Origin of the sequence: Campylobacter concisus, assembly GCF_001891085.1 — a bacterium.
Classification (GTDB): Bacteria; Campylobacterota; Campylobacteria; order Campylobacterales; family Campylobacteraceae; genus Campylobacter_A; species Campylobacter_A concisus_O.
In genome coordinates this window covers 145,981-172,420 of record NZ_JXUP01000001.1, presented here as the reverse complement: position 1 = coordinate 172,420, position 26,440 = coordinate 145,981, and the positions used below count along the sequence as shown (strand labels likewise).

Sequence of the window (26,440 nt, the reverse complement as noted above, 5' to 3'; positions counted from 1 at the left end):
GGATAAAAGCTTTGTCTAGAGCTATTTTAAAAACAGCGATCTCAAGCCTTGGGTTGCTGTTTTTTATCTCATTTTTTCTATTTTTGCTCATATATTTTTTGCCAGGAAACGTCACTGATGCGATGTTTTTGCGAAGTGAGGCGATGAGCGTGGCTATAAAAGAGCAAATTTTAGAAAATTTGGGGCTAAAAGATGGCTTTTTTGTGCAGTATTTTAGATGGCTAGCTCACTTTGTCACGGGAAACTTTGGCACTAGCTTTGTAAGTGGGGCAAGTGTTTTTTTGCTCATTAAAGAGAGGCTTTTAAACTCGCTTATTTTATTTTTTGCTTCGTTTTTTCTGATAGTTTTTTTATCATTTTTCTTGGGGCTTTTAAGCGCTATTTATAAAAACAAATTTACCGACATCTTTATAAATTTTAGCTCCTTTTTGCTGGCTTCACTGCCTCATTTTTACATCGCACTCGTGCTTATAGCGATCTTTAGTGTCTATCTAAATTTGCTGCCAAGCTCTGGGGCAAACGAGCTAGGATCTAGCGGAGTGGGGGCTAAATTTATCATCTTGCCAACACTTGCCATCATCTTACCACACCTTGGCGCAAACGTGAAATTTGTAAGAGACAGGCTGAATCAAAGCCTAAACGCTGATTTTATCCAAACGGCTCACGCTAGAGGCTTGGGGCGTGGCAAAATTTATCTCTTTGCCATAAAGCACGCAAGCACAGATATAGTCTATTATTTCGCCACACTTGTGGCTGGCGTTTTTGCAGGGTCATATGTCATTGAGAGTATTTTTTCATTTCCAGGCATAGGCAAGCTTAGCCTTGATGCGGTGATCGCCAAAGACTATCCAGTCGCACTCGCGACCATTTTACTAACGGCTGTTTTTGTCGTTTTTGCAAATTTGCTAGCAAAAATTTTCGCTATCTTGGCAGATAAGAGAAATTTATGAGAAAATTCATATTTTTTCTAGCCTGCTTTGTCTTTTTGGCACTTGTCACATTTGCCTTTGTGGCGCCGTTTTTTTCTAAATTTGAGCCAAATTTCACTAACTTTATGGCGGTAAATTTAGCCCCAAGTGGTGAACACATCTTTGGCACTGACATCCTTGGTAGGGACAATCTCATAAGAGTAGCTTACGCGCTTAAAAACTCGCTTCTTATCTTGCTTCTTGCTGGCTTTTTAACGACGCTTTTCTCGCTCATCTACGCATATTTTGGCACGAGTAAGAGCAGAGCTTGCGAGAGCCTTTTTGACAAGGGACTTGATGCCTTTTTAAGCATACCAAACATCGTTTTTATAATGCTTTTTAGCTCATTTAGTAGCGGAGATCTGCTTATCACATCTTTTATCATCGCCATTTGCTCGTTTATGCAGGGCGCAAAAGTTTTTATGCAAAATTTTAGACTTAATAAAAAGTGCGACTACGCCGAGCAAGCCGTAATAAATGGAGCTGGTAAATTTAGCCTTATTTGCTTTGAAATTTTGCCAAATTTAAAGCATCTAATAGTTAGTATCTTTGGCATAAACGCGATAAACGCAGTCGTCATGGAGGCCACACTTGGCTTTTTTGGTGTGGGTAGCGACGCAAATAAAATAAGCCTTGGCATCATGCTAAATGAGAGCAAAGAGGCACTTTTTCTGGGCTCTTGGTGGATGGTACTTTTCCCTGGCGTGACGCTCTTTTTGCTCATCCTTGCAACCTCGATCATCACGTCAAATTCAAAAAATGGCAATATAAAAATATGATAGAGATTAAAAATTTAAACGTTTTTTATAAGGATAAGAAGCTTTTGTGTGAGTTTGATTTTAGCATGAGTGAGGGCAAATTTATAGGTATCACGGGTGCAAGTGGCAGTGGCAAATCGCTCTTTGCAAAGAGTTTAATAAGGCTTTTTGATGATGATTTTAGAGTGAGGGCAGATAAATTTAGTATTTATAAAAAAGATATCTTAAAACTTAGCCAAAATGAGCTAAAAGAGCACCGAAAAAAGGTCGCCGCGCTCATCTTTCAAAACTCCGTTGCCAGCCTTCATCCGCTCTTAAACGTGGGCGATCACTTTAATGCCTATCTTGGTGGCGATAATAAATCAAACAAAGAGCTTGCATTTGCTTATTTTAGGGAGTTTGGGCTGGGTAATGCTAATCTCATCTGGCACAAATACTCATACGAGCTAAGTGGCGGCGAGGCGAGCCGTGTGCAGATCGCTCTAGCACTTTGCTTGAAGCCAAAAATTTTAGTCTGCGACGAGATAACAAGCGGGCTTGATAGCATTAGCGCTAGCCATGTGGCGGGCATCTTAGAGAGCTTAAAGGGCAAGATGAGCGTCATCTTTATCTCGCACGATGAGGCGCTGACAAGCTATCTTAGTGATGAGATTTGGCAGATGAGGGATGGGCGGCTAAATTTAAAGGAAAATGCGTGAAAATCAGGCTTGAAAACGTCTCAAAAAGTTTAAGCTTTAAGGAGCATTTTAACGCTAGAGCTGAAGTACTGCACCTTTTAGAGGGGATAAGTTGTGAGCTTGATGATGGCGAAAATTTAGCCATTTTGGGTCAAAGTGGCAGTGGCAAAAGCACGCTTGCAAAGCTCATATCATTTAGCGAGCCAAAAAGCGGGGGCAAAATTTATATAAATAACAAAGAGATCACGGACAAAAATGAGCTCAAAAAAGATATCAGATATATCTTGCAAAACCAAAAACAAGCCCTAAATCCAGCGCTAAAAGTAAAAACCGCCATCGCTCATGTGAGGTCATATCTTAAGCTTAGCTTTAGCGAAAATGAGCTCAAAGAGCTTCTAGCGAATTTAAATTTAAAAGATGAAATTTTAGAAAAATATCCATCACAGCTAAGCGGTGGCGAGGCGACAAGGGTTGGGATACTGCTAGCGCTTCTTTCAAAACCAAAAATTCTAATCTGCGACGAGATAACAAGCGGACTTGATAACGAAACAAAGCAAAAGATCATAAATTTGCTTTTAAGCTTGGATGAAAAGATCAGCATAATTTTTATCACGCACGATATTTTAAGTGCGATGAAGATAGCACAAAAAGTGCTAATAATCGAGGCTGGCAAGCAGGTGGCGTGGGGTAAATTTGAAGATCTCACAAGCCAAAATGTCCTTAAAAAATACCTCGATGCTGCAAAAATTTATAAAAATAATCTTTGATATAATGCAAGCAAAAAAAGGTTAAATTTTGCTAGTTCACATCTGCTGCTCGGTCGATAGCCACTACTTTTTACAGCGCCTACGAAAAGACTATCCAAATGAACGAATAGTAGGCTATTTTTATGATCCAAACATACATCCATATAGTGAGTTTTTACTGCGTTTTGAGGACGTGAAGCGAAGCTGCGAGAAGCTAGGCATCAAGCTAATACGCGGCGAATACGACTACGAAGCGTGGCTTGGTGGCACAAGGGGGCTTGAAGATGAGCCAGAAAAGGGCAAAAGGTGCGAGTACTGCTTTGATTTTCGTATGAAAGACTCCGCTAAAAAGGCACTTGAGCTTGGTCTAAATAAGATCACGACGACACTTTTGATGAGCCCAAAAAAGGACTTTTCTCAGCTTAAAAAGGCGCTTGATGAGGCGGTAGCTGGCTCAAATTTAGAAGCCGTTGCGGTTGATTATAGAAAAAATGGCGGCACAAGCGAGCAGTTTATCCTCGCTAAAAAGGACAAGCTCTATCACCAAAACTACTGCGGCTGCGTCTTTGCGCTAAAAAAGCAGCGTGACTCGCAAAATTTACTCCAAAGTGAGCTAATGAGCGAGCTACATGCAAGGGCACTTTATGGAAGCATTGAAGCTAGGCTTGAGCTTTACAAAAAGGTGCACCTTTGCGAGGCGAGAGGAGAGAAATTTCACCTTTTTAGAAGGCGCTTTTTAAACTACAGGCTTTTGCGCGCTAGTGTGAAATTTCAAAACGCTGTGGTGCCAAGCTACTTTGTGCTCTACTCTGGCTTTAAAAGAGAGAATTTAAAGCTAAATGTAGAGCGCGACTGTGAGATCGATGATGAGCTAAAGGAGGGTGTCGTTTTGATGAGCATAGAGCGCTTTAATAAATTTACAAATAGCAAATTTAAAAGCGTTGATGAGCTTTGTAAAAGGCCGCTTGAGCTTGGTGCTGAGATGAAATTTCGTAGGCAGATATGCGGGGAGTTTTCGCAAAATCCTATCATCGTCTTAGACGAGGTCAAAAAGGGCAGCTACGAAATTTACGCAAAGGCTGTTTTTTACAACGACAGCGAAGAAATTTTGGTTTTAGAGGGCTAAATTTAGACCCATTAAGGCTAAAATTTCAGAGATTTTAAAAGAGGCTAATAATTTTTTTCTTAGTATAAATTTGTTACAATCTGCCAAAATTTACATTACTAAGGCTAAAACGTGATAGACGTCGTAGAAATTCAAAAAATTCTTCCACATAGATTTCCTTTTTTGCTTATCGATAGAGTTGTCGAGCTAGAGCCTGCAAAAAACATCGTCGCTTATAAAAATGTAACCATTGGTGAGCCGATATTTCAGGGGCACTTCCCAGGTCACCCGATCTATCCTGGCGTGATGATCATTGAAGGCATGGCGCAAGCTGGTGGCGTGCTAGCATTTAAGAGTATGAGCGACGAGCATCAAGCTGGTATCGAGAATAAAGTAGTCTATTTTATGAGTATAGACGGAGCGAAATTTCGCCATCCGGTCCGTCCTGGAGATAGACTAGAGTATAGATTAAACGTGCTAAAACACAAAGGAAATATCTGGGTGCTTGAAGGCAAGGCATACGTAGATGACGCACTTTGCGCTGAGGCTGAACTAAAAGCGATGATAGTCGATAAATAGGCTTTAAGAAAAAGAGATACAATGAAAAATATCCACCAAACAGCCGTTATAGAAGATGGAGCGATCATTGGAGATGACGCAAATATCGAGGCTTATGCATTTGTAAGTAAAGATGCAGTCCTTGGCAATAACGTCACGATAAAGCAAGGTGCAAGAGTACTTGGCAAGACTAAAATCGGCGATAACTCTCGTGTATTTAGCTATGCGATCGTGGGCGATATCCCGCAAGATATCAGCTATAAAGATGAGATTGATACCGGCGTTATTATCGGAGAGCACGCAACTATACGTGAGTTTTGTACTATAAACTCAGGCACGCACAAGGGCGATGGTATAACAAGGATCGGTGATAATGCCTTTATCATGGCATATTCTCACATTGCACACGACTGCATAATAGGCAACAACGTCATTTTGGCAAATAACGCAACCCTGGCAGGTCACGTCGAGCTTGGTGACTACGCTGTTGTGGGTGGTCTTACGCCTATTCATCAGTTTGTTAGGGTTGGGGAAAGCTGCATGATCGCAGGTGCAAGTGCACTAAGCCAAGACGTAGTGCCATTTTGCCTAGCTGAGGGCAATAGAGCATATATAAGAAGCTTAAATTTAGTCGGCATTAGACGTAGATTTGACAAAGAGCAGGTTGAAGAGCTTGTTCGCGCTTATAAATTTTTGTTTAATCAAGGCATTAGCCTAAAAGATCAAGCAAACGAGCTGATCGCTAAAACCAGCGACGAAAACGTAAAGAAAATGTGTAAATTTATATTAGAAACGACAAGAGGAATTCCGCTTGCAAAAGGAAGAGATTAATGGCTAGAAAGTGTAATTTTTGTGGAGAGGCAGAGTCTGCCGAGAGAAGATTACTCGCTGATATCGAAGGAAATGCCTATATATGTGAGTATTGTATAGCAGCCGCATACGATATGATACATGGAGATACTAGCGTAGAAGAGAGTAAAAATGACGAAACGATAGAGTATCAAAAGCTCACACCAAAGGAGCTAAAAGCGGTACTTGATAACTACGTGATCGGTCAAGACAGGGCTAAAAAGGTCTTTAGTGTCGGCGTATATAACCACTATAAGAGAATTTTTAAACAAAGCGACATCAAAGACGATACTGAAATTTCAAAATCAAACATCTTGCTTGTTGGACCAACAGGAAGTGGCAAGACATTGATGGCTCAGACTTTGGCGAGATTTCTTGATGTGCCTATCGCAATTTGTGATGCCACAAGTCTAACTGAGGCTGGATATGTCGGTGAGGATGTTGAAAATATCCTTACTAGGCTTTTACAAGCTGCAAATGGTGACGTGAAAAAGGCGGAGCAAGGTATTGTTTTTGTCGATGAGATCGATAAGATCGCTAGAATGAGCGAAAATAGAAGCATCACAAGAGATGTCTCAGGTGAGGGCGTACAACAAGCACTTTTAAAGATAATCGAAGGTAGCGTCGTAAACATCCCACCAAAAGGTGGCAGAAAACATCCAAACCAAGACTTCATCCAGATAGATACGACAAATATTTTATTTGTTTGCGGTGGTGCATTTGACGGACTTCTTGATATCATAGAGAGAAGAGTTGGTAAAAACGTACTTGGATTTAATCAAGAAAAACGTGGCAAAAATGAAAAAGAAAATTTACTAAGTCTACTTGAGCCAGACGATCTAGTAAGATATGGCCTCATCCCAGAGCTTATTGGTAGACTTCACGTAGTAGCTACTTTAAACGAGATAACAAAAGAAGATATGGTGAAAATTTTAACTGAGCCAAAAAATGCGATACTAAAACAATATCAAAAGCTTTGTGCGATTGATGGTGCTACGCTTAAATTTGATGATGAAGCACTTGAAGAGATAGCAAGTCTAGCTATTGAGAGAAAGACCGGAGCTAGAGGGCTTAGAAGTATAATGGAAGAGCTTATGACGGACATAATGTATGAGCTGCCAGAGTTAAAAGAGTATGATATTGTTATCTCAAAAGAGACTGTAAAAGATAAGGCAAAGCCAATTTTAATAAAGCACGATAAGAAAATAGCGTAAAGGAAATAGATGTTTTTAGATCAGGTTATAGGTTTTTTCTCAAGTGATATGGGTATAGATCTAGGTACGGCAAATACACTTGTTTTGGTAAAGGATAAAGGCATAATAATAAATGAGCCTTCTGTTGTTGCGGTAAGGCGTGAGAAATATGGCAAACAAAAAATTTTAGCGGTCGGACATGCTGCAAAAGAGATGGTAGGAAAAACTCCAGGCGATATCGAGGCGATAAGGCCGATGAGAGATGGTGTTATTGCGGATTTTGATATGACTGAGCGCATGATACGCTATTTTATAGAAAAGACTCACAAAAGAAAAAGCTTTTTACGCCCAAGGATCATCATCTCAGTTCCTTATGGACTTACTCAGGTCGAAAGAAAAGCTGTTAGAGAAAGCGCCTTAAGTGCTGGAGCAAGAGAGGTATTTTTGATCGAAGAGCCTATGGCAGCAGCGATTGGCGCAAATTTACCAGTTCGTGAGCCACAAGGCAACCTGGTAGTTGATATCGGTGGTGGTACGACTGAGATTGGTGTCGTCTCGCTTGGTGGTCTAGTTATTTCAAAATCAATCCGCACAGCTGGCGATAAGATCGATATTAGCATTGTTAATTACATAAAAGAGAAATATAACTTACTAATAGGTGAGCGAACTGGCGAGGAGATAAAGATCGCCGTAGGTTCTGCTGTACAGCTTGAAAAAGAGCTGAGCGTAGTGGTAAAAGGACGCGACCAAGTAAGTGGTCTTTTAAGTAGAGTCGAGCTAACAAGCGAAGATGTAAGAGAGGCGATGAGAGAGCCACTAAAAGAGATCGCAGATGCGCTTAAAACCGTGCTTGAGATGATGCCACCTGATCTTGCGGGCGATATCGTGGAGACTGGTATCGTACTAACTGGCGGCGGAGCGCTTATTAGAGGACTTGATAAATTTTTATCTGATATCGTTAAACTTCCAGTTTTTGTAGCTGACGAGCCACTCCTTGCGGTTGCTAGAGGAACGGGCAAGGCACTTGAAGAGATTGGGCTTTTACAACAGCTGACAAATGAAGAGTAAGATTGTTCTTTTTGTTTTTATAGCATTGCTTGCTACGGCCTCAGTTTTTAAGGGAGAAATTTTAAGTAATCTTTCTATCGGGTTTAGTAACTATGCTACAAATTCATACGACAATTTTGCTAAAAGCGTGAAAGACTATATAAACGAATATTTTAGGCAGGCTAGCGAGATAGAAAAACTAAGAGCACAAAACGAAGAGCTAGAGCGCTCAGCTACGCTTCTTTCTACTTTTGCGAACGAGCTAAATCAAATTTTAAAAGATAAAAACTCGACTGCCTACGCCCCAGCTGTAAAGCTAGTAAAAGGGCTTAGCTACGTGCATATTGGGGATTATAATAAAATTTGGATAAGCGAGTTTGAAGGATACGATCCAAATAAAATTTACGGGCTTATCTATCAAGGAAATAGTGCTGGTATCGTCATCGCAAAAGATGGCAAGCCACTAGCTTACTTGCAAAATGACCCAAAAAGTATATTTGCAGTCTATATAGGAAATGACAAAATTCCAGGCGTAGCGCATGGAAATCAAGGCCAAATAATGGTGAAATTTATCCCACAATGGCTCAGCCCAAAAGAGGGCGACGAGGTCTTTACGAGCGGGCTTGATGGGATATTTTTTAGTGGGGTGCCAGTAGGGCGCGTGAGTAAAATTTTAAAAGAGAGCTCCTATCAAAGTGTGATAGTTGAGCCCTATGCAAAGCTAAACATACCAAACTACCTATACGTTGTTATAAAGGAAAAATAATGCCAAAAAGAACAGACATAAATACCATTTTGCTAATCGGCTCAGGCCCTATCGTCATCGGTCAAGCCTGCGAATTTGACTACTCAGGCACGCAAGCAGCCAAGACGCTAAAGGAGCTTGGATACCGCGTAGTGCTTATCAACTCAAACCCAGCCACCATCATGACTGACCCAAATTTTGCCGATGCAACGTATATAGAGCCGATCACAAAAGATAGCATTTTAAAGATCATCGAAAAAGAAAATATTGATGCTATCTTGCCAACGATGGGCGGACAAGTAGCGCTAAATGCCGCTATGGAGGTCTTTGAGAGCGGCCTTTTAAAGGATGTGAAATTTCTTGGTGCAAACCCAGAAGCGATAAAAAAGGGCGAAGATAGACAAATTTTTAAAGCGACCATGCAAAAGATCGGCATGGATCTGCCTGAGAGTAGATATGCTTATAACATGGACGACGCGCTAAATGCGGCAAATGAGATAGGCTTCCCACTCATCATAAGAGCTAGCTATACGCTTGGTGGTGCAGGAAGCGGCGTGGCTTATAATATGGATGAGTTTAAAGAGCTAGCCAACACCGGCCTTGACGCAAGCCCAATACATGAAATTTTGATAGAAGAGAGCTTGCTTGGCTGGAAAGAGTACGAGATGGAGGTCATTAGAGATAGAAATGACAACTGCATCATCGTCTGCTCGATCGAAAATTTCGACCCAATGGGCGTGCATACAGGCGATAGCATCACGGTTGCACCAGCACTCACGCTCACAGATAAAGAGTATCAAGCTATGCGTGACGCTAGCTTTGCCATACTTCGCGAGATCGGCGTTGATACGGGCGGCAGCAACGTGCAGTTTGCCATAGATCCAAAAACAGGCCGCATGATCGTTATCGAGATGAACCCACGCGTTAGCCGAAGCTCTGCACTTGCCAGTAAAGCTACTGGCTACCCGATCGCAAAGGTCGCGACTCTACTTGCAGTTGGTTTTAGTTTAGATGAGATCAAAAACGACATCACAGGCACGCCTGCTAGCTTTGAGCCGGTGATTGACTACATCGTGACAAAGATCCCGCGCTTTACATTTGAGAAATTTCCAGGATCAAACCCATATCTAGGCACTGCGATGAAGTCAGTTGGCGAGGTCATGGCTATTGGCAGGACATTTAAAGAGAGCATCCAAAAGGCGCTTTGTAGTCTAGAGCGTGATCTTTGCGGATTTAACAGCCTTAGCCTAGAGAAAAACGCTTTGATTTATGGCATCAGAAATGCAAATGAGAGAAGAATTTTATATCTAGCACAAGCCTTTAGAGACGGCTTTAGCGTGGTTGAGGTACATGAGTTTAGTAAGATCGATCCTTGGTTTTTAGAGCAAATTTATGAGATAGTTAAATTTGAAGATAAGATCGACATGGATATCTTAAACAACGAAGAGTTGCTCCGAGAGGCCAAAAGCATGGGCTTTTCAGACAAGATGATAGCTGTGCTTATAAATGAAAAAGACGATCTTGAGCTTAGCCAAAATGATATCTATTTTGCCAGAGAGAAGCTTGGCATCGAGCTTGAATACAACGAGGTCGATACTTGCGCAGGCGAATTTAAGGCACTAACGCCATATCTTTACTCAACCACAAATATCACTAAATTTCCTAAAAAAGAGCTAGCAAAAGACGCTAAAAAGGTGATGATAATAGGCGGCGGTCCAAATAGGATCGGTCAGGGTATAGAATTTGACTACTGCTGCGTGCATGCAAGCTACGCTCTAAGAGACCTTGGCATAAAAACAATAATGTATAACTGCAACCCAGAAACCGTCTCAACCGACTACGACACGAGCGATATTTTGTATTTTGAGCCGATTGATTTTGAGCACGTGAGATCAGTCATCGAGCGCGAAAAGCCAGATGGCGTGATCGTGCATTTTGGCGGTCAAACTCCACTTAAATTTGCAAAACGCCTAAGTGTGATCGGCGCTAAGATCATCGGCACAACCGCAAGAGTGATCGATGTGGCAGAGGATAGAAAGAAATTTAGTGAATTTATAAATAAAATAGGCGTCCTTCAGCCTAAAAACGACACCGCCACTAGCTTAGAAGAAGCCTTACAAAAGGCAGCAATTATCGGCTATCCAGTGCTAGTTCGCCCAAGCTACGTCCTTGGTGGCAGGGCGATGAGAAGGGTGCATAACGAGAGCGAGCTAAAAGAGTATATGAGCGAAGCGGTCAAAGTTAGTAATCACTCACCAGTACTACTTGATAAATTTTTACAAGATGCAAAAGAGCTCGACGTAGACGCGATATGTGATGGTAAAGAGGTCTATATTGGCGCGATAATGGAGCACATTGAGGAGGCTGGAATTCACTCTGGCGACTCGGCTTGCATATTGCCACCGATGAGCTTAAGTGATGAAATGATAAAAAAGGTAGAGAAGCAAACCAAAGATATTGCTCTAAATTTAGGCGTTGTCGGCCTTATGAATATCCAGTTTGCTATCTATGAAAACGAGCTTTATATGATCGAGGTAAATCCTCGCGCGAGCAGGACCGTGCCGTTTGTGAGCAAGGCTACTGGCGTGCCTATGGCAAAGGTAGCGACAAGAGTTATGTGGCAAGGAAATTTACGTGAGGCGCTTAAATTTTATGATGATTACAAAGTTGTTTATGAAGATGGCGACATCCTAAAACCACGCGTTAGCTCGCATATTTGTGTAAAAGAGTGTGTGCTACCGTTTAACAAGCTAAGCGGCGCCGATCTCATCCTTGGCCCTGAGATGAAAAGCACTGGCGAGGTCATGGGCATAAGCCACGATTTTGCAAGCTCATTTGCAAAGAGTCAGATCGCTGCGAGCAATACTTTGCCAAGCAAGGGTAGGGTCTTTTTAACGCTAGCTGACGCTGATAAATCTTACGCGCCTGATCTTGCAAGAGAGCTAATAGCGCTTGGCTTTAGCATCATCGCAACTGGCGGTACACATAAAATTTTAAGTGAAGCTGGCGTTGAGGCTGAGTTTGTCTATAAGATAAGCGAGGGCAGACCAAACGTCGAAGATAGGCTCAAAAACGGCGATATCGCACTTGTTATTAACACAAGCGATACAAAATCAAGCGTGGATGATGGTAAAAAGATCCGTCAAAACGTGCTTAGATTTAAAATTCCTTACTTTACAACGATCCGTGCAGCACTTGCTGCTGCTAAGTCGCTAAGTGCAGTTCAAACTGGCAAAGCACTTGAAGTAAAAAGCTTGCAAGAGTATTTATCTAAAAAGTAATAAATTTAAGGCAGTTTAGCTTATAGCTAAACTGTTTTTAAAGTATTGTTGGAAGTAATAGATGTCCATATATGGCATTTTGCTTTGAATTTTAGTCCAGCTTTCATCAACCTAGTAATATTAAAGCTTATGTTTAATATAATCTCACTCAAAAGGAGAGATTATGAAAATTTTAAATGCTTTTTTTACAGGTATTATATTTGTCCTTGCTCCTATTTTTACGCTATTTGTTGGAATTTACAACAACTACTTTTCTTACTATGGCATAAGTGAGTATTTTAATGTTATTTTTGTTGATAACGTGCCTTTCTTATGGCTTTTGCCCGTATTTTTTATATTTGGGTATTGCTTTTTTTACGCGTCTTTTAGAAAAATTTTTAGAGCCTTTTATTTAGTTTTGCTGATAGTTTGTGCTTTTAGTTGGTATCCTGACTTTGGACGCACTTTAGGAGAGAATTATTTTATGAGCAAATCGCTATCTTTAGATATCTCATCAAATTTAGAAAATGAGCAAAAGACTGATGGAAAGATACTTTATGAAGGACGAAGAGAAATTTATTTTTTAAGAAGCGATAATAATAAAGTCGTTAAAATTTCAAAGTAAAGTTTTACCTTTATTTAGTTAAAATGGCATAAAAATTTAAAGGTTTAAAATGCGTTTAAAACTCCCACACGTTCCGTATATTTCACATAAAATAGCAATAGATCTTCTAAATTGTGGTTTCGTAAGATTAAATAAAGGCATTGAGCCAATCGTATCAAAAACAAGCGAAATTTTAACAGTCGATATTCAAAAAGAAAGAGCTTTAGATGAGCGAGTAAATGAGCTTTTGGAGAAAAATGAAGACGAGATGCAAACTATGCAAATTGACCGCAAAAATATGTTTTGGCTCGTTAAAAAGAAGCTCGCAGGTGAATTTGATGTAATTTTAACCCACGAAGATAGATTTAGCAATATCGCTCACAAAGTGCTTGAAACTATTTGGAAGAGCGGTCTTGTTGATTATAATGTATCTGAAAATCGCGTAAAAAATGTGATTTATAACTCAATAGACGAGTACTTAAAAAGCTATGAGAAGATAGAAGATGATGTCTATGAAATGATACAAAATTATAAACATAAGCTAATCCCAGGAACTGATGAATATGATCTTGTCTTTGAGCGTTTGTATCAAGATGAGCTTAAAAAAAGAGGCATGCTTTAATGAAAGCTTACATTTATATTGAAAATGGTGTTTTTTTAGAAGCAAAAGCTTTTGGTGCTCACGGCGAGTGTGCAGGTGAGCTCGTTTTTAATACCTCGATGACTGGCTATGAAGAGATCATGAGCGATCCAAGCTATGCTGGTCAGTTTATCGTCTTTACGATGCCAGAAATAGGCATAGTAGGTATAAATGAAGATGATATGGAGAGTCTTAGAATTCATGCAAGTGGCGTTATAATGAGAAGCTACAACGAGACCCCGTCAAACTACCGCTCGCAAAAATCTTTGGGAAAATTTTTCGAAGAGCAAGGTAAATTTGGCGTTTATGACGTTGATACTAGGTATTTAACAAAGATGCTACGCGATGAAGGTGCCTTGATGGCTTATATTTCAACACAAATAAGTGATAAAGACGAGCTAAAACGCAGGCTTGAAAGTAGTGGGCGTATCGAAAATATAAACTACGTAAAAACAGTTAGTGCGATGGATGAGTACGAACACAAAAAAGGCGCTTGGGATAGAAATTTAAAGTCATATAAGTCGCTAAAAAGTATTGGTAAAAAGATAGCTGTTTTTGACTTTGGTGTAAAGAGAAATATCCTAAACGAGCTATGCGAAACTGGTCTTGAAGTCATCGTTGTACCACACGATACTAAGGCTGAAATTTTAATAGAAAAATTTAAAAATGGTGAGATAAATGGGGTGTTCTTATCAAATGGTCCTGGTGAGCCAAAAAATTTAAAGGCCGAAATAGGTGAGATCAAAAAGATGATTGATGCTAGGATACCTATATTTGGCATTTGCCTTGGACATCAGTTACTCTCAAACGCCTTTGGATACGAGACATATAAGCTTAAATTTGGTCAGCACGGAGCAAATCACCCAGTGCTAAATTTAGAGACAAAAGCGATCGAGATAACAACACAAAATCACAACTATAACGTACCTGAGAGTATCGCAGAAGTAGCTGTTGTGACTCATAGAAATTTATTTGACAACACAATTGAGGGCGTGAGATACAAAGACTATCCGATCTTTTCGGTCCAGCACCATCCAGAAGCAAGTGGTGGTCCAAGTGAGAGTAAATATATATTTAAGCAGTTTTTAGAAATTTTATAAGATGCAAAATATAAACCTTTACATGATTATCTCAGTTGCATTTTTAAGTAGCTTTAGTCATTGTGTGGGTATGTGCAGCGGATTTTTGAGCTTGCAGACTCTATTTTTTAAAGGTAAGAATAAAATAGAAATTTTAATGCTAAGTACGCTTTATAGTCTAGTTAGAATTTTTGCTTATATAGTTTTAGGAGCTTTATTTGGCGCTTTTGGAGCGGCCATTAGCTTTAACATGCAAGCAAGAGGTCTTATATTTTTTATAGTTGGCTTAGTGATCGCGTTTATCGGTATTGCCTTACTTTTTAGGGGTGAGCTTTTAAAATTTGTAGAGAATCAAAAGGCGCTTAATTTTGTAGTAAGAATTGCAAAAACAAGGATTCAAAAGAAAAATTTAACAAATTTTTTATTACTCGGTTTTTTAAATGGCTTTTTGCCTTGCGGTGTAGTTTATTACTTTTTAGCACTTGGGATTTTAAGTGCAAATTTTATTGATTCAGCTTTTATAATGCTTGTATTTGGTCTTTGTACATTGCCGGCCATGCTTTTAGCTAGCTTTGTATTTGGGATTTTAAATGAAAAATTTAAAGACATAATGTTTAAGATTTCGGCTAGCATAATGATAATAAATGGAATTTATCTATCGTTTTTAGGATATAGAGCAAATGCCTAAGATAGTGAAGTAAGAGAGATAATTGTTAATTACGTCAAAATTTATGATGTTTGATAAATATAACCAAAAAGGAAGAGTAAATGAGCAAGATTCTTAATAATCTAACTGTTCTTATCGTTGAGAATGAGGGAGATGGTAAAAAAATAGTACAAGAAGTTATGCGAGATAAATTCGAAAAAGTTATCACTGCTCAAAATGGCGATGAAGGACTTAAGAAATTTAAAAAATATAATCCAAATATGGTTATAACAGACGTTTTTATGCCTATAATGAATGGCCTTGATATGGCTAAAAGCATTAAAGAAATTTCAAAAGATACACCTATTATAGTTTTTAGCACAAATAGTGAAAAAGATACACTTCTAAAAGCGATAGATGTTGGTATTGATAAATACGTTTTAAAGCCGATTGATCTTGATGATTTTTTGGTTACGTTAGAAAATGTCGCTAAAAATAAGATAGAAACAGCAAATATTATTCAGGTTACAAATGGATATAGTTTTAATAAAATAAAACGTGTGCTTATCAGAGATGGTGTTGAAATTTCTCTTACAAAAAAAGAACTTGCATTTATATCTTTACTCATAAAAAGACTTGGTACGCTTGTACTTCACGATGAAATAAAAAATGTTGTTTGGGTTGGCGAGAGCGTAACAGAAGCTGCTATTAGGACCTTTGTTAAACGTGTTAGAGATAAAGTTGGCAGTAATTTTATAAAAAATGTTCCTGGGCTTGGTTACAAAATAGATAGAAGACTCTCCTAGTAAAAGATAATTTATATTAATTAAGTCTTTTTATAGTTTTTCTACTCTAAAATAACTAAAAATTAATATAAATTTAACTAGGAGGAAAATTTATGCGACCATCCCAGTTGCTACATTATGATTATAGTGTGGCAAAACTCTTTATGTTCTCCACGATATTTTTTGGTATTGTTGGCATGGCTATTGGTGTTTTGGTAGCTTTTCAGCTTGCCTGTCCTGATCTAAACTATATAGCTGGTGAGTATTCGGCATTTGGTAGATTGCGTCCTCTTCATACTAACGGTATCATTTTTGGTTTTATGCTCTCTGGTATATTTGCCACTTGGTATTACATAGGACAGCGTGTTCTAAAAGTATCAATGAGCGAATCTCCGTTTTTGATGTTCATTGGTAAGCTTCATTTTTGGCTTTATATACTTGTTATGATTCTAGCTGTCGTGACGCTTTTTATGGGCGAGAGTACATCTAAGGAGTATGCCGAGCTTGAGTGGCCACTAGATATTGCTGTAGTAGTAGTCTGGGTGCTTTGGGGCGTAAGTATATTTGGACTTATTGGTATACGCCGTGAGAAGACACTTTACATCTCGGTTTGGTATTACATTGCTACGTTTCTTGGTGTTGCCATGCTTTATCTATTTAATAACATGGAAATTCCAACAAGACTAGTTAGTGGATATGGTTCATGGCTGCACTCAGTTTCGATGTATGCTGGCTCAAATGATGCTTTGGTTCAGTGGTGGTACGGTCACAACGCAGTTGCGTTTGTATTTACAGTAGCGATCATCGCCCAAATTTATTACTTCTTGCCAAAAGAGAGCGGACAGCCAATATTTTCTTATAAGCTTTCGTTATTTTCATTCTGGGGCCTTATGTTTATATATCTTTGGGCTGGCGGTCACCACCTAATATATACTGCTGTGCCTGATTGGATGCAGACTATGGGTTCGGTTTTTTCTATTGTTTTGATTTTGCCTTCTTGGGGTTCAGCTATTAATATGCTTCTTACAATGAAAGGCGAATGGACACAACTTCGCGAGAGCCCGCTTATTAAATTTATGATCCTAGCTTCAACTTTTTATATGTTTTCAACTCTTGAAGGCCCTATCTTGGCTATCAAATCTGTAAATGCACTAGCTCACTATACTGACTGGGTGCCAGGACACGTACATGATGGCGCACTTGGCTGGGTTGGTTTTATGACTATGGCGGCACTTTATCATATGACGCCACGTGTCTTTAAACGCGAAATTTATTCAAAATCCTTAATGGAAGCTCAATTTTGGATACAAACAACAGGTATCGTTTTATACTTTGCTTCTATGTGGATTGCTGGTATTACGCAAGGTATGATGTGGAGAGCGACTGACAGCTATGGAAATTTACTCTACTCATTTATTGATACTGTTGTGGTGCTTATACCTTATTATTATATTAGAGCTATTGGTGGACTTTTATATTTGATTGGCTTTTTGATGTTTGCTTACAATATCTACAAATCAACTTCTGCTAAAGCTATTTTGGCAGAGCCAAAAAGTGCAACGCCTATGGGCGGTACTAAAGCCAATGCGGAGGTGATGTGATGTTTGCTTGGTTAGAAAAAAATCCATTCTTTTTTGCAGTTTGCGTCTTTATCGTCATAGCTTATGCTGGCGTGGTAGAAATTTTACCTGACTTTGCAAATAGAGCTAGACCACTTGAGGGTACAAAACCTTATACAGTTTTAGAGCTTGCTGGAAAAAATATATATATACAAAATGGTTGCAATACTTGTCACTCACAGATGATACGTCCGTTTAAAGCAGAGACTGATAGATACGGCATGTACTCGTTAAGCGGCGAATTTGCTTATGATCGTCCGCATCTTTGGGGTTCAAAAAGAACTGGCCCAGATCTTATGCGTGTGGGTAATTATAGAACGACAGATTGGCATGAAAATCATATGTTAAACCCAGCCTCTGTTGTGCCAGGCTCGATCATGCCAGCATATCCATTTTTATTTAAGAAAAATGCTGATATAGAGACTGCTTACGCTGAAGCACTAACTGTTAAAAAGGTTTTTAACACACCTTATGATGAGAAAGATATGCCAGCTCTTGGCACTTTTGAGCAAGCAAATGCTAACGTGAAAGAGCAGGCTGCAAGTATCGTTGAAAGTATGAAAGATGAGCAAGTAAAAAGTGCCTTTGCGAAAGGTGAAATCCGCCAGATCGTGGCACTTATCGCCTATCTAAATAGCCTACAATAGGAGTTAGTAATGGATATTAGAGAACTTCAAGCTTATGGCTATTTTATTTTGACAGCATTTTTAGCCATCACCTTGTATGCTTATTTTTTTCATCTTTACAAAAGTGAAAAGCAAGGTAGAAGAAATTATGAGAAGTATTCAAGATTAGCCCTAGATGATGAGATCGGTAGTAAAATTTTAGAGCAAAAGGCTACAAAGGAGAGCGTATGCAATGGCTAAATTTAGAAGATAATATAAATTTACTTGCGTTAATAGGTGCCATCTTAATTATCGTACTAACTGTCGTTGTAGCTGGCAAGTATGTTGGTCAAATGAAAGTTAAAAAAGATGAAAGTGTAGAGCTTAGCGAGCATAACTGGGACGGAATAGGCGAGTATAAAAATCCAGTTCCATTTGGTTGGGCGGTAGTTTTTTTACTAACTCTTGTTTGGGCGATCTGGTATTACTTACTTGGTTATCCACTAAATTCTTATTCACAAATCGGTGAATATAATAAAGAGGTAAAAGAGGCAAACGCTAAATTTGAAAAAGAGTATGCAAACCCAAGCAAAGAAACGCTTCACGCTATGGGAGAGAGCGTATTTTTGGTGCAATGCTCAGCATGTCATGGCATCACAGGCGATGGCATTGGTGGCAAAGCTGCAAATTTACAAATTTGGGGTAGTGAACAAGGAATAGTTGATACGATACTAAATGGCTCAAAGGGACTTGATTATCCTATGGGTGAGATGCCAGCAGGGCTAGCTGATGCTGATGGAGCAAAGGCTATTGCAGCTTATGTAGCAAAAGAGATAAGTGCTATAAAAAGTACAAAAAATGAAAATTTAGTAGCCATGGGAAAAGAGCTTTACGCAGCTTGTGCAGCTTGTCACGGAGATGATGGTAAAGGCATGGATGGTATGTCGGCTGACCTTAGTAAATATGGTTCAAGTGAGTTCATCGTAGATGTACTAAATCGTGGTAAAAACGGCAACATCGGTGTTATGCCTAAATTTAATGATGGCAGATTAAACGAGATACAACAAAAAGCAGTTGGCGAATATGTCATATCGCTATCAAAGGGCGAATAATGGAAAATAAAAATAGAAATATCTTTGCTTTAAATGGTATTAGCGGTTATTTGGTGGCAGTTTTGCTTTTGCTATCTATCCTTGGCGTACTTACTTATATTGGTATTGGCTTGCAAAAAGATGTAGCAACCAAACCTTACTCATTAAAAGATGCAAGTAGCATTGAGATGAAGAGCGTTGATAACGCTAAACACGTCATTATAAAGGAGTAGCGATGCTAGGCATAATAGAAAAAGCCATAATCTTGCTGATAGTTGTTGCAGGAGCTATTTGTGCATGGTCAGTGCTTACATCAAACCACCTTTTTGTAGGCTAGGTGTGAGAAAATTTATACTCATTTTTATATTTTTGCTCTCACAAAGTTTGGCTTTGGGAGCAAATTTTGTGATAAATAATGATGAAATTCTAAGCCAAAAAGTAAGTGTAAAGCTAAATGAGATCGGCAGTGAGCTTTATGCAAAAAGCGGTATAAATTTAGTAGTTGGCATATATAAAGATGGCGAGCTAGAAGCTCTTTTTAAAGAGCAAAACCTTAGCTCGCCTTATGTTTTTTTGCTACTTATAAAGGATAAAAAGAAAGTAGAAATTTTTGCCGATGCTAATACTTCAAAGCTTTTTAATAAAGAACAAATTTTAAGTGTAAATCCAGAATCAGGGACGATAATTCCTATTTTAGTTTCTAAAAATGGCAAAGATATCTATAATGCCGCTATGTTAAATGGCTACGCTGATATTGCCGAGCAAATCGCATCTAGCTTAAATTTTCAGCTTGAAAGTAGTGTTGGAAATTCAAACAAAACTACGTTAAATTTTTTAAGATTTTTCATCTATGGTTTGGTTGCATTTTTTGTAATTGTTGTCTTTTGTAAAAAGGTAAAAAATGGATAAAAAAACCTTTTGGCCTTATGCTATCGTACTTAGCTTCATTGCTATCATTATCGCTTGCGCAGTAACGATCATCATAGCGCTAAAACATCCAGTCGAAATGGATAGCTCTTATATGCAAAGCTACCAAAATGTCGATGAAAACATAACCTTTATCAAAGAGAGTGAAAAACGCTTTGATGAGAAATTTGATCTAAAATTTGAGCCAAATTTTAATGCCCTAAATGCTAAGTTTAAATTTCATCTAACTCCTAAAAAAGGAGAAATTTCAGCTTTAAAATATGAAATTTTACTTACCCGCCCACAGACAAATAAAGAAAATAAAATTTTAAGAGCTTCATGGCAAGAAAATGATCTAGTAAGCGAAGGAACAAGTCTACAAGAAGGCAGGTGGCAGCTACTTTTAAGGCTAAGTGACACTAATGATACAAGGTATTATAAATTTGACCTTAATGTCACAAAATGATCTTAAAATTGCAGCTTTGGTATCTAAGAAAGATCTCAAAGCCGAGTTTAAATTTTAACAAACTAATCTTTTTGGCTAAATCTAAAACCAAGTTGCTAAGTTTTTATCAAATAAAGCTATAAATCAAATCTCTTTAAATCCAAAATTTAATCCCAAACGCTCGCAAGTGCCGACATATTCTTTAAATTTATAGATTAGTGGATGCCATTTTTGCGTATCTATCTTTTCATCTTTTAGTAAATTTTCATCTACAAAAATGCCTGTAACCTTGCAAGTAACGATGCTAAACCACTCTTTTAACTCTATCTTTTCTACAACCGTTTCTATCTGTATCTTGCACTCTTTTATCCTGACGGTTTTTGCATTTATGCCAGGCTCTTTGCTGAGATTTGCCACCTTAAATTTATCGTGCTCGTAGGTGTAGCCAAGATTCTTTTTTTCTTCTGGCACGTTACTATCGCCAGTTAGTTTTTCCATTTTTTGCACAGCTTCTAGCAGGCTTTCATCACATAAATTTAGCGTGATATCTGAACCATTTTTGATATTTTTAAAGCCTTGATTTTCAATGCCTATGCCAAGCACTACTGTATTTCCTAACGTCCAAGAAGATGAAAGCACCGTGATATCATCGTTTGCATTTTTATCTTTTGTGGTAGCCAGCAAAACCGGAAAGCCGTAGTAAAAACCTTGTCTGTTTAACTCTTTATGCATTTTTGCTCCTTTTTTGTGATTGTAGCTTTTGGTTCTTTAAGGCTTAAAATTTTAATGTATTTAGATAAAAATTTAAAGCTTTGGCTAAGCGTAAAAAGCGCTCTTTTATAAGCAATTAGCTATCATTGCTTAAAAATTTAAGAGAGAAAAATGCATAACCTAAATCAACTTTTTGTCTTTACGAACTCGCGTAAGATTCGTGAATTTAATGCAAGTTTTAATGATGAGCTAATCCCAAAAAGCCTAAGCATTGCCGAGTTTTATAAAAAGATAGTTTATGTAGATGGTAGGTTTGAGATTGATAGCACCTATGCTTTAGTGCTTATGAATAGAGCCTGTGCTAGTGTCAAAAAGGCAAACTCGGTTCTTAAAATTCCAACTGAGTTTTTTGAATTTTTGAAAAATAATGACTATCTTTTTTCATTTTTTAAAGAGCTATCTATTAGTAAAAAGAGTATTGCTGAGATTAAATTTAACGATATTTACGCTGACTTTGAGGAACATTTAGACATACTTGAAGCGGTTTTAAAAGAGTATGAGAGCTTGCTTGATAGAGAAAATCTCTATGATGATATAACCTTGCCAAAAATTTATAACGTAAATGAAGCTTACATCAAAAGCTTTAGTGAAATTTTACTGCACATAGATGGAATTTTAAGCGAGTTTGAGTGGGAAATTTTAGAGAAAATCTCAAAGCTAACTACGCTAAAAATTATCTTTCAAACCAGTGTTTTCAACACAAAGCTAATCAATAAAATAAAGCAAATTTCAGCTATTAGCGAGATTGAAAATTACAAAAAATATGAGCTAAATTTAAAGACAAATGAGCTAGTTTGCCTAGAAAATATCAAAAAATTTGAGCCAGTTTTAGAAAAGCGATTTGCGACTAGAAGCCTGCAATGTGCCTACGCTATGGCAAAGGCGAGCGAGTTTGTGCGTGATGGAATAAAGCCTGAAAATATCGCTGTCATATTACCAGATGAGAGTTTTAGTGAAATTTTAAGGCTACATGATAGAGATAAAATTTTTAACTACGCTATGGGTGAGAGCTTTAAAAATACAAAATTTTATGAGACGCTTTTTTACATTACAAGAGCGATAAACGAAGAGGTAAGGCCGATTTTTGATCAAAATAAGTGTGAGAGCTACGAGGAGCTTGGCTTTATCTTGAACACGCTTAGCGTAAGTGAAGAGCTTTTTAATAAATTTAAATCAAGCTACTTTGATCTTTGTGACTTTGCTAAATTTAAAGAGCTAATAGACGAGCTTTTGGTGCTTGAAAGTGAGCCAATATGCGAAGAAAAGCTTGCGCTTGAGCTTTTTAGGATGGAGAATTTATGCAGGTATTTTAGCTTTAGCTTAAAGCAGTTAAGTGAAATTTTCTTGCTAAATATCTCGCGCCTTAGTATCGATGATGTGGGCGGCGGAAAGATCAGTGTCATGGGCATGCTAGAGAGCCGTGGAATGAAATTTGATGGCGTGATCATAGTTGATTTTAATGATAACTTCATCCCAGCAAGAAGCACAAATGAGATGTTTTTAAACTCGAAAGTGAGGCAAAAAGCAGGACTTATAAGCTACCTTGAGCGTGAAAATTTGCAGAGATTTTACTATGAAAGTCTTATAAACAATGCCAAAAAGGTCGCCATAAGCTGTGTTTTAAACGAAGAGAGTATTCCTTCAAGATTTTTAAAAAATTTCAAAACAATAAAAGATGAGAAATTTAGTGACGAGGCGTATTTAAAATTATTTTTAAAAGGAAATACAAGCCTAAATTTAAGCGATGATGAGATCATTTTGGAGCATGATTTTTTCACTAAACCGCTATCATTTTCGACACTAAATTTATTTCTAACTTGCCCAAGAAAGTATTATTACGCAAAGATAGCTGGTATAAAAGGAGCAAAAGCAATAGCAACTGAGCCAGGATCTAAGCAAGGAAATAGCGTGCATAAGGCGCTTTATGAATACTACACGAGTGATTTTTATAGACAAAAAAATACCTTTGATTTGGCTATTTTTAAAGAAATACTCGTAAAGCAAGATTTTTCTTCGCTTGAGCTTGAGATTTGGTCGCAGAAATTTAAAGAATATGCAGAGTTTGAAAATGAACGTTTAAGTGCTGGCTTTAGAGTGCTTGAGTGTGAAAAAGACATAGAGAGCAGTTTTTGTGATGTAAAGATAAAAGGCATTATCGATAGGATCGATGCTAGCCCTGATGGAGAGCCTTTTATACTTGATTATAAAACTGGTGATGCAAATGCGAACTCGCTTCAGCTTGCATTTTATGAAGCACTTTATGGTAGCGAGGTAAAAAGTGGTTACTTTGCTCTAAAGAATGAACCTGTGCTTATTAGTTCAAAAAAAAGCGTGGATGATCTAAAGGCCGAGATAGAAAATCTAAAGAGCATAAATAACACTAAGATAAATTTTGAAAGAAAGAGCGGAGCTTGTAAATTTTGCGAGTATGCCATACTTTGTAGGAGAGAGTTATGAAAGATTTTTTAGCCCTAAAAGCAAGTGCTGGAAGCGGGAAAACATTCGCTTTAAGCGTTCGTTATATCGCTTTGGTGCTTAGAGGCGAAAATATAAACGAGATCATCGCTCTAACCTTTACCAAAAAAGCGGCCAATGAGATGAAAGAGCGCATAATCACAACTTTTTTGGACTTGCAAAACAAAAAAGACGAGCTTGAAAAGCTTTGCAAAGAGCTTAGTTTGAGCCAAGATGAGGTCATAAAAAGACGCGATGAGAAGCTTGATAGGTTTTTACAAAGTGAGCTAAAAATTTATACATTTGATGCATTTTTCTCTGGAATCCTAAAGAAATTTAGTCAAAATTTAGGGCTTAGTCCTGATTACAGCGTGCAAGATAGTCTGCAAGATTTGGCGTGGAAAAAATTTGTAAAAGAGGCAAGTAAAGATCAAAAGCTTCTTAGTGAGCTTGCACTCATGATGATCATCTCAAGCCAAAAAGAGGCGAGCTTTTCGCAGACTTTGGCTAAATTTTATGAGAGTTTTGGCGGCGAGCTAAAAGATAGCGGCGCAAGCTATCCAGATGATAGCAAGGTAAGAGCAGCGCAAAAGGAGATAAATGAGCATATAGCCTTGCAAAATGGTGCTAGCGATACGGCCAAAAAGACATTTAGTGAGCAAAATTTATTTGAGCTTTTTAAAAATAAGGTCTTTGAAAGAGAGAGCCTGGATTACCGCACTTTTAGCAAAATTTATACAAGTGAGCTTGATGAGCTTTTTGTAAAGCTAAAAGAGGCGGCAAAAGAGTATATTTTAGAGGTCGAAAGATATAGACTTAGCGGTTTTAGCAAGCTCTTAAATGTTTATAAACACTCAAATTTAGAGCTAAATAAAGAGATAAACGCTTTAAGTTTTGCTGATATAAATAAGCTGGTCTTTAAGCTTTTGGTTGAAAATTTTGATAAAGATGTGCTTTACTTTAGGCTTGATGGCCGTATAAATCACCTTTTGATAGATGAGTTTCAAGATACAAACGTGATCCAATATGAGATCATCTTGCCGCTCATCACCGAGATCGTTTCAGGATACGGACAAAACGGACTCGGAAGCTTTTTTTACGTTGGAGATACGAAGCAGAGCATTTATAAATTTAGGGGCGGTAAAAAAGAGCTTTTCGATAAGCTTGGAGATGATTTTAGTCAGATAGATATAGAAAATTTACCAAGCAACTACCGCAGCTTAAAGGCTTTAGTGAAATTTAATAACGCTGTTTTTGAAGAAATTTATCATAGATATGGACTTAGTTTTGAGCCACAAGAGCCAGCTAAAAAAGATAAGGAGCTAAACTACAAAGTAAGTGGCGAGTGTCCTTATTTTGAGGCCAAGGAAGATGACTACGGCTACTTGCGTGTGCTAAGCGTTGAAGATATTGCTGGTGCAGCAGTTTCGCAAGTAAAAGAGCTACTTTCTGCTGGCGTAAATGCAAGTGAGATAACTGTGCTTTGCTGGAAAAATAGTGACATCAGCCTCATCTCAGAGGTGCTTAGCAGTGAGGGGATAAAAGGCGTAAATGAAGGCACCTTGGAGCTAAAGCGAACGCCGTTTGTTGCAGCGATTATCGAGTATGCAAAATTTTGTCTTTTTGGTGAAGAAATTTATGAAAAAAATGTAAAAGCACTCGTAAATACAAATCCTAAAAAATTAAAAATAAAAGCTGAAGATAGTGCGACAAAAAGCCTATTTTATCTAGCTAAAAATTTATATATAAATATGGCTGATGTTGATATTCTAAGGCTTTTTGAGCTAAGTAGCGGCTACAAAAATTTAAGTGATTTTATCTTTAATCTTGAAAATTTTAGTTCTAAAATCAGTCCTAAAAATGCTGACGGCGTAAAGATAATGACTGTTCATAAGTCAAAAGGGCTCGAGTTTGCTCACGTGATAGTTTGCGATATGATGAGTAAGGGCAGGGGCGATGACTCAAACTTTATAACAGAATATAACGAAAAAGGCGAGTGGATAGTAAAAAGTAGAATTTCTGGTAGAGAAAATTTTGACCCTGAGTATGCTGGCGTGTTAGAGCAAATGAAAGAGCTTGAGAAGCAAGAAAATATCAATAAAATTTACGTTGCTTTCACTAGGGCTACAAAGTCGCTTATTATCATTAAACAAGCTACTCCAAGTGGAAATAGTCCTAGCTTTTTTTCTTTTTATAATAGAAGTGATAAAAGTGAAGTAAACGACTATCTTGATCTAAAAGAGCTTAGCTTTGGCAAAATTTTACCTAGCAAGAGCGAGCAAAAAGAGGCTATAAAAGATGAAAAAATGCCTGAAATTTTAAAGATAGAAAGGCAAGATGTAGAGGCAAGAGAGCAAAAAACGAGCGGTAAAAATTTAGAGGCAATCTATTTTGGTTTAGCATTTCACTATTTACTTGAGATGAGTGAGAAATTTGATGAAAAATCGCTTTTAAAAGCTAAGAGTTTAATGCTAAATAAATTTTATAAATTTCTCTCACCTGATAGACTTGAAGGTGCCTTTAAACGAGCAAAAATGCTAATAAATAAGCCAAAATTTCTAAAGTGCATAAAAGATAAAGAAATTTACAAAGAACAGCCATTTAAAGTAAAAAATGGACTAAAACAGATGGACTTATTTTGTATTGGAGAGAGCGAAATTTGTGTGATTGACTATAAAACGACCGATAAAAATATCGAGGAAAATAAAAAACAAGTTGGAGAATACAAAGAGGCATTAAGTAAATTTTATCCAAAGCATAGTATAATCGCCGTCATCTTCTACGCTCTTGATGGAAAAATTTCATATATTGAAGTTTAAATGCTACTTAATTTAAGCTTTATAAAAGCATTGTTTAAATACAATCACAACTCAAAAATTAACTTGGCAA

26 protein-coding genes are annotated in these 26,440 nt (G+C 37.8%); 25 read left to right on the top strand and 1 reads right to left on the bottom strand.

Annotated features, from left to right (window positions below; translation table 11 throughout):
- Nucleotides 1-11 precede the first annotated feature (11 nt).
- The 23 genes from TH67_RS00870 (at nt 12) to TH67_RS00760 (ending at nt 20,347) form a co-directional block, all read left to right on the top strand.
- Nucleotides 12-950, top strand: a complete 939-nt coding sequence (locus tag TH67_RS00870; RefSeq protein WP_072593943.1) for an ABC transporter permease — start codon at nt 12-14, stop codon at nt 948-950.
- Complete coding sequence (locus tag TH67_RS00865) at nt 947-1,747, top strand: ABC transporter permease (protein ID WP_072593942.1); 801 nt, start codon at nt 947-949, stop codon at nt 1,745-1,747. Before TH67_RS00870 ends, TH67_RS00865 begins: the two co-directional genes overlap by 4 nt.
- Nucleotides 1,744-2,424: an ATP-binding cassette domain-containing protein gene (locus TH67_RS00860; protein WP_072593941.1), complete on the top strand. Its 681-nt coding sequence runs from the start codon at nt 1,744-1,746 to the stop codon at nt 2,422-2,424. Before TH67_RS00865 ends, TH67_RS00860 begins: the two co-directional genes overlap by 4 nt.
- A complete protein-coding gene (locus TH67_RS00855) occupies nt 2,421-3,170 on the top strand; it encodes an ATP-binding cassette domain-containing protein (protein ID WP_072593940.1) in 750 nt (249 codons plus the stop codon). The genes TH67_RS00860 and TH67_RS00855 overlap by 4 nt, the downstream gene beginning before the upstream one ends.
- A gap of 28 nt (nt 3,171-3,198) precedes the next feature.
- Entirely contained in the window at nt 3,199-4,275 is a 1,077-nt protein-coding gene (locus TH67_RS00850) for an epoxyqueuosine reductase QueH (RefSeq protein ID WP_072593939.1), read from the top strand.
- A 111-nt stretch (nt 4,276-4,386) separates the two neighbouring features.
- Entirely contained in the window at nt 4,387-4,833 is a 447-nt protein-coding gene (gene fabZ / locus TH67_RS00845) for a 3-hydroxyacyl-ACP dehydratase FabZ (protein WP_021091063.1), read from the top strand.
- Nucleotides 4,834-4,854: 21 nt separating this feature from the next.
- Nucleotides 4,855-5,643, top strand: a complete 789-nt coding sequence (gene lpxA, locus TH67_RS00840; protein ID WP_054196084.1) for an acyl-ACP--UDP-N-acetylglucosamine O-acyltransferase — start codon at nt 4,855-4,857, stop codon at nt 5,641-5,643.
- On the top strand, nt 5,643-6,875 hold the full coding sequence (gene clpX, locus TH67_RS00835; protein ID WP_021090629.1) for an ATP-dependent Clp protease ATP-binding subunit ClpX: 1,233 nt from the start codon (nt 5,643-5,645) through the stop codon (nt 6,873-6,875). The genes lpxA and clpX overlap by 1 nt, the downstream gene beginning before the upstream one ends.
- Nucleotides 6,876-6,884: 9 nt before the next feature.
- Nucleotides 6,885-7,922 (top strand): rod shape-determining protein, encoded by a 1,038-nt coding sequence (locus TH67_RS00830; RefSeq protein ID WP_021090637.1) that lies wholly within the window; start codon nt 6,885-6,887, stop codon nt 7,920-7,922.
- A complete protein-coding gene (gene mreC / locus TH67_RS00825; RefSeq protein WP_072593938.1) occupies nt 7,912-8,667 on the top strand; it encodes a rod shape-determining protein MreC in 756 nt (251 codons plus the stop codon). Before TH67_RS00830 ends, mreC begins: the two co-directional genes overlap by 11 nt.
- Nucleotides 8,667-11,927, top strand: a complete 3,261-nt coding sequence (gene carB, locus TH67_RS00820) for a carbamoyl-phosphate synthase large subunit (protein ID WP_072593937.1) — start codon at nt 8,667-8,669, stop codon at nt 11,925-11,927. Before mreC ends, carB begins: the two co-directional genes overlap by 1 nt.
- Before the next feature lie 163 nt (nt 11,928-12,090).
- Nucleotides 12,091-12,531 carry an isoleucyl-tRNA synthetase gene (locus tag TH67_RS00815; RefSeq protein ID WP_072593936.1) on the top strand — a complete coding sequence of 147 codons (441 nt, stop codon included), beginning with the start codon at nt 12,091-12,093 and terminating at the stop codon, nt 12,529-12,531.
- A gap of 49 nt (nt 12,532-12,580) precedes the next feature.
- Nucleotides 12,581-13,132, top strand: a complete 552-nt coding sequence (locus TH67_RS00810) for a DUF507 family protein (RefSeq protein WP_021091020.1) — start codon at nt 12,581-12,583, stop codon at nt 13,130-13,132.
- Complete coding sequence (carA, locus tag TH67_RS00805) at nt 13,132-14,250, top strand: glutamine-hydrolyzing carbamoyl-phosphate synthase small subunit (protein WP_072593935.1); 1,119 nt, start codon at nt 13,132-13,134, stop codon at nt 14,248-14,250. The genes TH67_RS00810 and carA overlap by 1 nt, the downstream gene beginning before the upstream one ends.
- 1 nt (nt 14,251) lies before the next feature.
- On the top strand, nt 14,252-14,917 hold the full coding sequence (locus TH67_RS00800; RefSeq protein ID WP_257638002.1) for a sulfite exporter TauE/SafE family protein: 666 nt from the start codon (nt 14,252-14,254) through the stop codon (nt 14,915-14,917).
- An 80-nt stretch (nt 14,918-14,997) separates the two neighbouring features.
- Nucleotides 14,998-15,681 carry a response regulator transcription factor gene (locus tag TH67_RS00795; RefSeq protein ID WP_072593934.1) on the top strand — a complete coding sequence of 228 codons (684 nt, stop codon included), beginning with the start codon at nt 14,998-15,000 and terminating at the stop codon, nt 15,679-15,681.
- A 92-nt stretch (nt 15,682-15,773) separates the two neighbouring features.
- Nucleotides 15,774-17,261, top strand: coding sequence for a cytochrome-c oxidase, cbb3-type subunit I (gene ccoN / locus TH67_RS00790; RefSeq protein ID WP_072593933.1), 1,488 nt, complete (start codon nt 15,774-15,776; stop codon nt 17,259-17,261).
- Complete coding sequence (gene ccoO, locus TH67_RS00785; protein WP_072593932.1) at nt 17,261-17,926, top strand: cytochrome-c oxidase, cbb3-type subunit II; 666 nt, start codon at nt 17,261-17,263, stop codon at nt 17,924-17,926. The genes ccoN and ccoO overlap by 1 nt, the downstream gene beginning before the upstream one ends.
- A gap of 9 nt (nt 17,927-17,935) precedes the next feature.
- A complete protein-coding gene (locus TH67_RS00780) occupies nt 17,936-18,145 on the top strand; it encodes a cytochrome c oxidase, cbb3-type, CcoQ subunit (RefSeq protein WP_021090915.1) in 210 nt (69 codons plus the stop codon).
- Entirely contained in the window at nt 18,133-18,996 is an 864-nt protein-coding gene (locus TH67_RS00775; RefSeq protein ID WP_021091000.1) for a cbb3-type cytochrome c oxidase N-terminal domain-containing protein, read from the top strand. Before TH67_RS00780 ends, TH67_RS00775 begins: the two co-directional genes overlap by 13 nt.
- Nucleotides 18,996-19,208 (top strand): DUF4006 family protein, encoded by a 213-nt coding sequence (locus TH67_RS00770; protein WP_021090794.1) that lies wholly within the window; start codon nt 18,996-18,998, stop codon nt 19,206-19,208. The genes TH67_RS00775 and TH67_RS00770 overlap by 1 nt, the downstream gene beginning before the upstream one ends.
- Before the next feature lie 106 nt (nt 19,209-19,314).
- On the top strand, nt 19,315-19,884 hold the full coding sequence (locus tag TH67_RS00765) for a hypothetical protein (RefSeq protein WP_072593931.1): 570 nt from the start codon (nt 19,315-19,317) through the stop codon (nt 19,882-19,884).
- Entirely contained in the window at nt 19,877-20,347 is a 471-nt protein-coding gene (locus TH67_RS00760; RefSeq protein WP_072593930.1) for a FixH family protein, read from the top strand. Before TH67_RS00765 ends, TH67_RS00760 begins: the two co-directional genes overlap by 8 nt.
- Before the next feature lie 123 nt (nt 20,348-20,470).
- Here TH67_RS00760 and TH67_RS00755 read toward each other — a convergent pair whose 3' ends face one another.
- Nucleotides 20,471-21,058, bottom strand: a complete 588-nt coding sequence (locus TH67_RS00755) for a flavin reductase (RefSeq protein WP_072593929.1) — start codon at nt 21,056-21,058, stop codon at nt 20,471-20,473.
- A gap of 150 nt (nt 21,059-21,208) precedes the next feature.
- Here TH67_RS00755 and TH67_RS00750 point away from each other — a divergent pair, with 150 nt between their 5' ends.
- Both TH67_RS00750 and TH67_RS00745 read left to right on the top strand, forming a co-directional pair.
- Nucleotides 21,209-23,554 carry a PD-(D/E)XK nuclease family protein gene (locus TH67_RS00750; protein WP_072593928.1) on the top strand — a complete coding sequence of 782 codons (2,346 nt, stop codon included), beginning with the start codon at nt 21,209-21,211 and terminating at the stop codon, nt 23,552-23,554.
- The gene (locus tag TH67_RS00745; protein WP_072593927.1) at nt 23,551-26,370 is read left to right on the top strand and encodes a RecB-like helicase; all 2,820 of its coding nucleotides are present in this window, start codon (nt 23,551-23,553) and stop codon (nt 26,368-26,370) included. Before TH67_RS00750 ends, TH67_RS00745 begins: the two co-directional genes overlap by 4 nt.
- The last annotated feature ends 70 nt before the right edge of the window (nt 26,371-26,440 follow it).

Bases quoted from the DNA above. Each gene is read 5' to 3' on its own strand.
- TH67_RS00865 (WP_072593942.1), top strand. From the start codon at position 947: ATGAGAAAATTCATATTTTTTCTAGCCTGCTTTGTCTTTTTGGCACTT.
- TH67_RS00860 (WP_072593941.1), top strand. From the start codon at position 1,744: ATGATAGAGATTAAAAATTTAAACGTTTTTTATAAGGATAAGAAGCTT.
- lpxA (WP_054196084.1), top strand. From the start codon at position 4,855: ATGAAAAATATCCACCAAACAGCCGTTATAGAAGATGGAGCGATCATT.
- clpX (WP_021090629.1), top strand. From the start codon at position 5,643: ATGGCTAGAAAGTGTAATTTTTGTGGAGAGGCAGAGTCTGCCGAGAGA.
- TH67_RS00830 (WP_021090637.1), top strand. From the start codon at position 6,885: ATGTTTTTAGATCAGGTTATAGGTTTTTTCTCAAGTGATATGGGTATA.
- mreC (WP_072593938.1), top strand. From the start codon at position 7,912: ATGAAGAGTAAGATTGTTCTTTTTGTTTTTATAGCATTGCTTGCTACG.
- carB (WP_072593937.1), top strand. From the start codon at position 8,667: ATGCCAAAAAGAACAGACATAAATACCATTTTGCTAATCGGCTCAGGC.
- TH67_RS00815 (WP_072593936.1), top strand. From the start codon at position 12,091: ATGAAAATTTTAAATGCTTTTTTTACAGGTATTATATTTGTCCTTGCT.
- TH67_RS00810 (WP_021091020.1), top strand. From the start codon at position 12,581: ATGCGTTTAAAACTCCCACACGTTCCGTATATTTCACATAAAATAGCA.
- carA (WP_072593935.1), top strand. From the start codon at position 13,132: ATGAAAGCTTACATTTATATTGAAAATGGTGTTTTTTTAGAAGCAAAA.
- TH67_RS00800 (WP_257638002.1), top strand. From the start codon at position 14,252: ATGCAAAATATAAACCTTTACATGATTATCTCAGTTGCATTTTTAAGT.
- TH67_RS00795 (WP_072593934.1), top strand. From the start codon at position 14,998: ATGAGCAAGATTCTTAATAATCTAACTGTTCTTATCGTTGAGAATGAG.
- ccoN (WP_072593933.1), top strand. From the start codon at position 15,774: ATGCGACCATCCCAGTTGCTACATTATGATTATAGTGTGGCAAAACTC.
- ccoO (WP_072593932.1), top strand. From the start codon at position 17,261: ATGTTTGCTTGGTTAGAAAAAAATCCATTCTTTTTTGCAGTTTGCGTC.
- TH67_RS00780 (WP_021090915.1), top strand. From the start codon at position 17,936: ATGGATATTAGAGAACTTCAAGCTTATGGCTATTTTATTTTGACAGCA.
- TH67_RS00775 (WP_021091000.1), top strand. From the start codon at position 18,133: ATGCAATGGCTAAATTTAGAAGATAATATAAATTTACTTGCGTTAATA.
- TH67_RS00770 (WP_021090794.1), top strand. From the start codon at position 18,996: ATGGAAAATAAAAATAGAAATATCTTTGCTTTAAATGGTATTAGCGGT.
- TH67_RS00760 (WP_072593930.1), top strand. From the start codon at position 19,877: ATGGATAAAAAAACCTTTTGGCCTTATGCTATCGTACTTAGCTTCATT.
- TH67_RS00755 (WP_072593929.1), bottom strand. From the start codon at position 21,058: ATGCATAAAGAGTTAAACAGACAAGGTTTTTACTACGGCTTTCCGGTT.
- TH67_RS00750 (WP_072593928.1), top strand. From the start codon at position 21,209: ATGCATAACCTAAATCAACTTTTTGTCTTTACGAACTCGCGTAAGATT.
- TH67_RS00745 (WP_072593927.1), top strand. From the start codon at position 23,551: ATGAAAGATTTTTTAGCCCTAAAAGCAAGTGCTGGAAGCGGGAAAACA.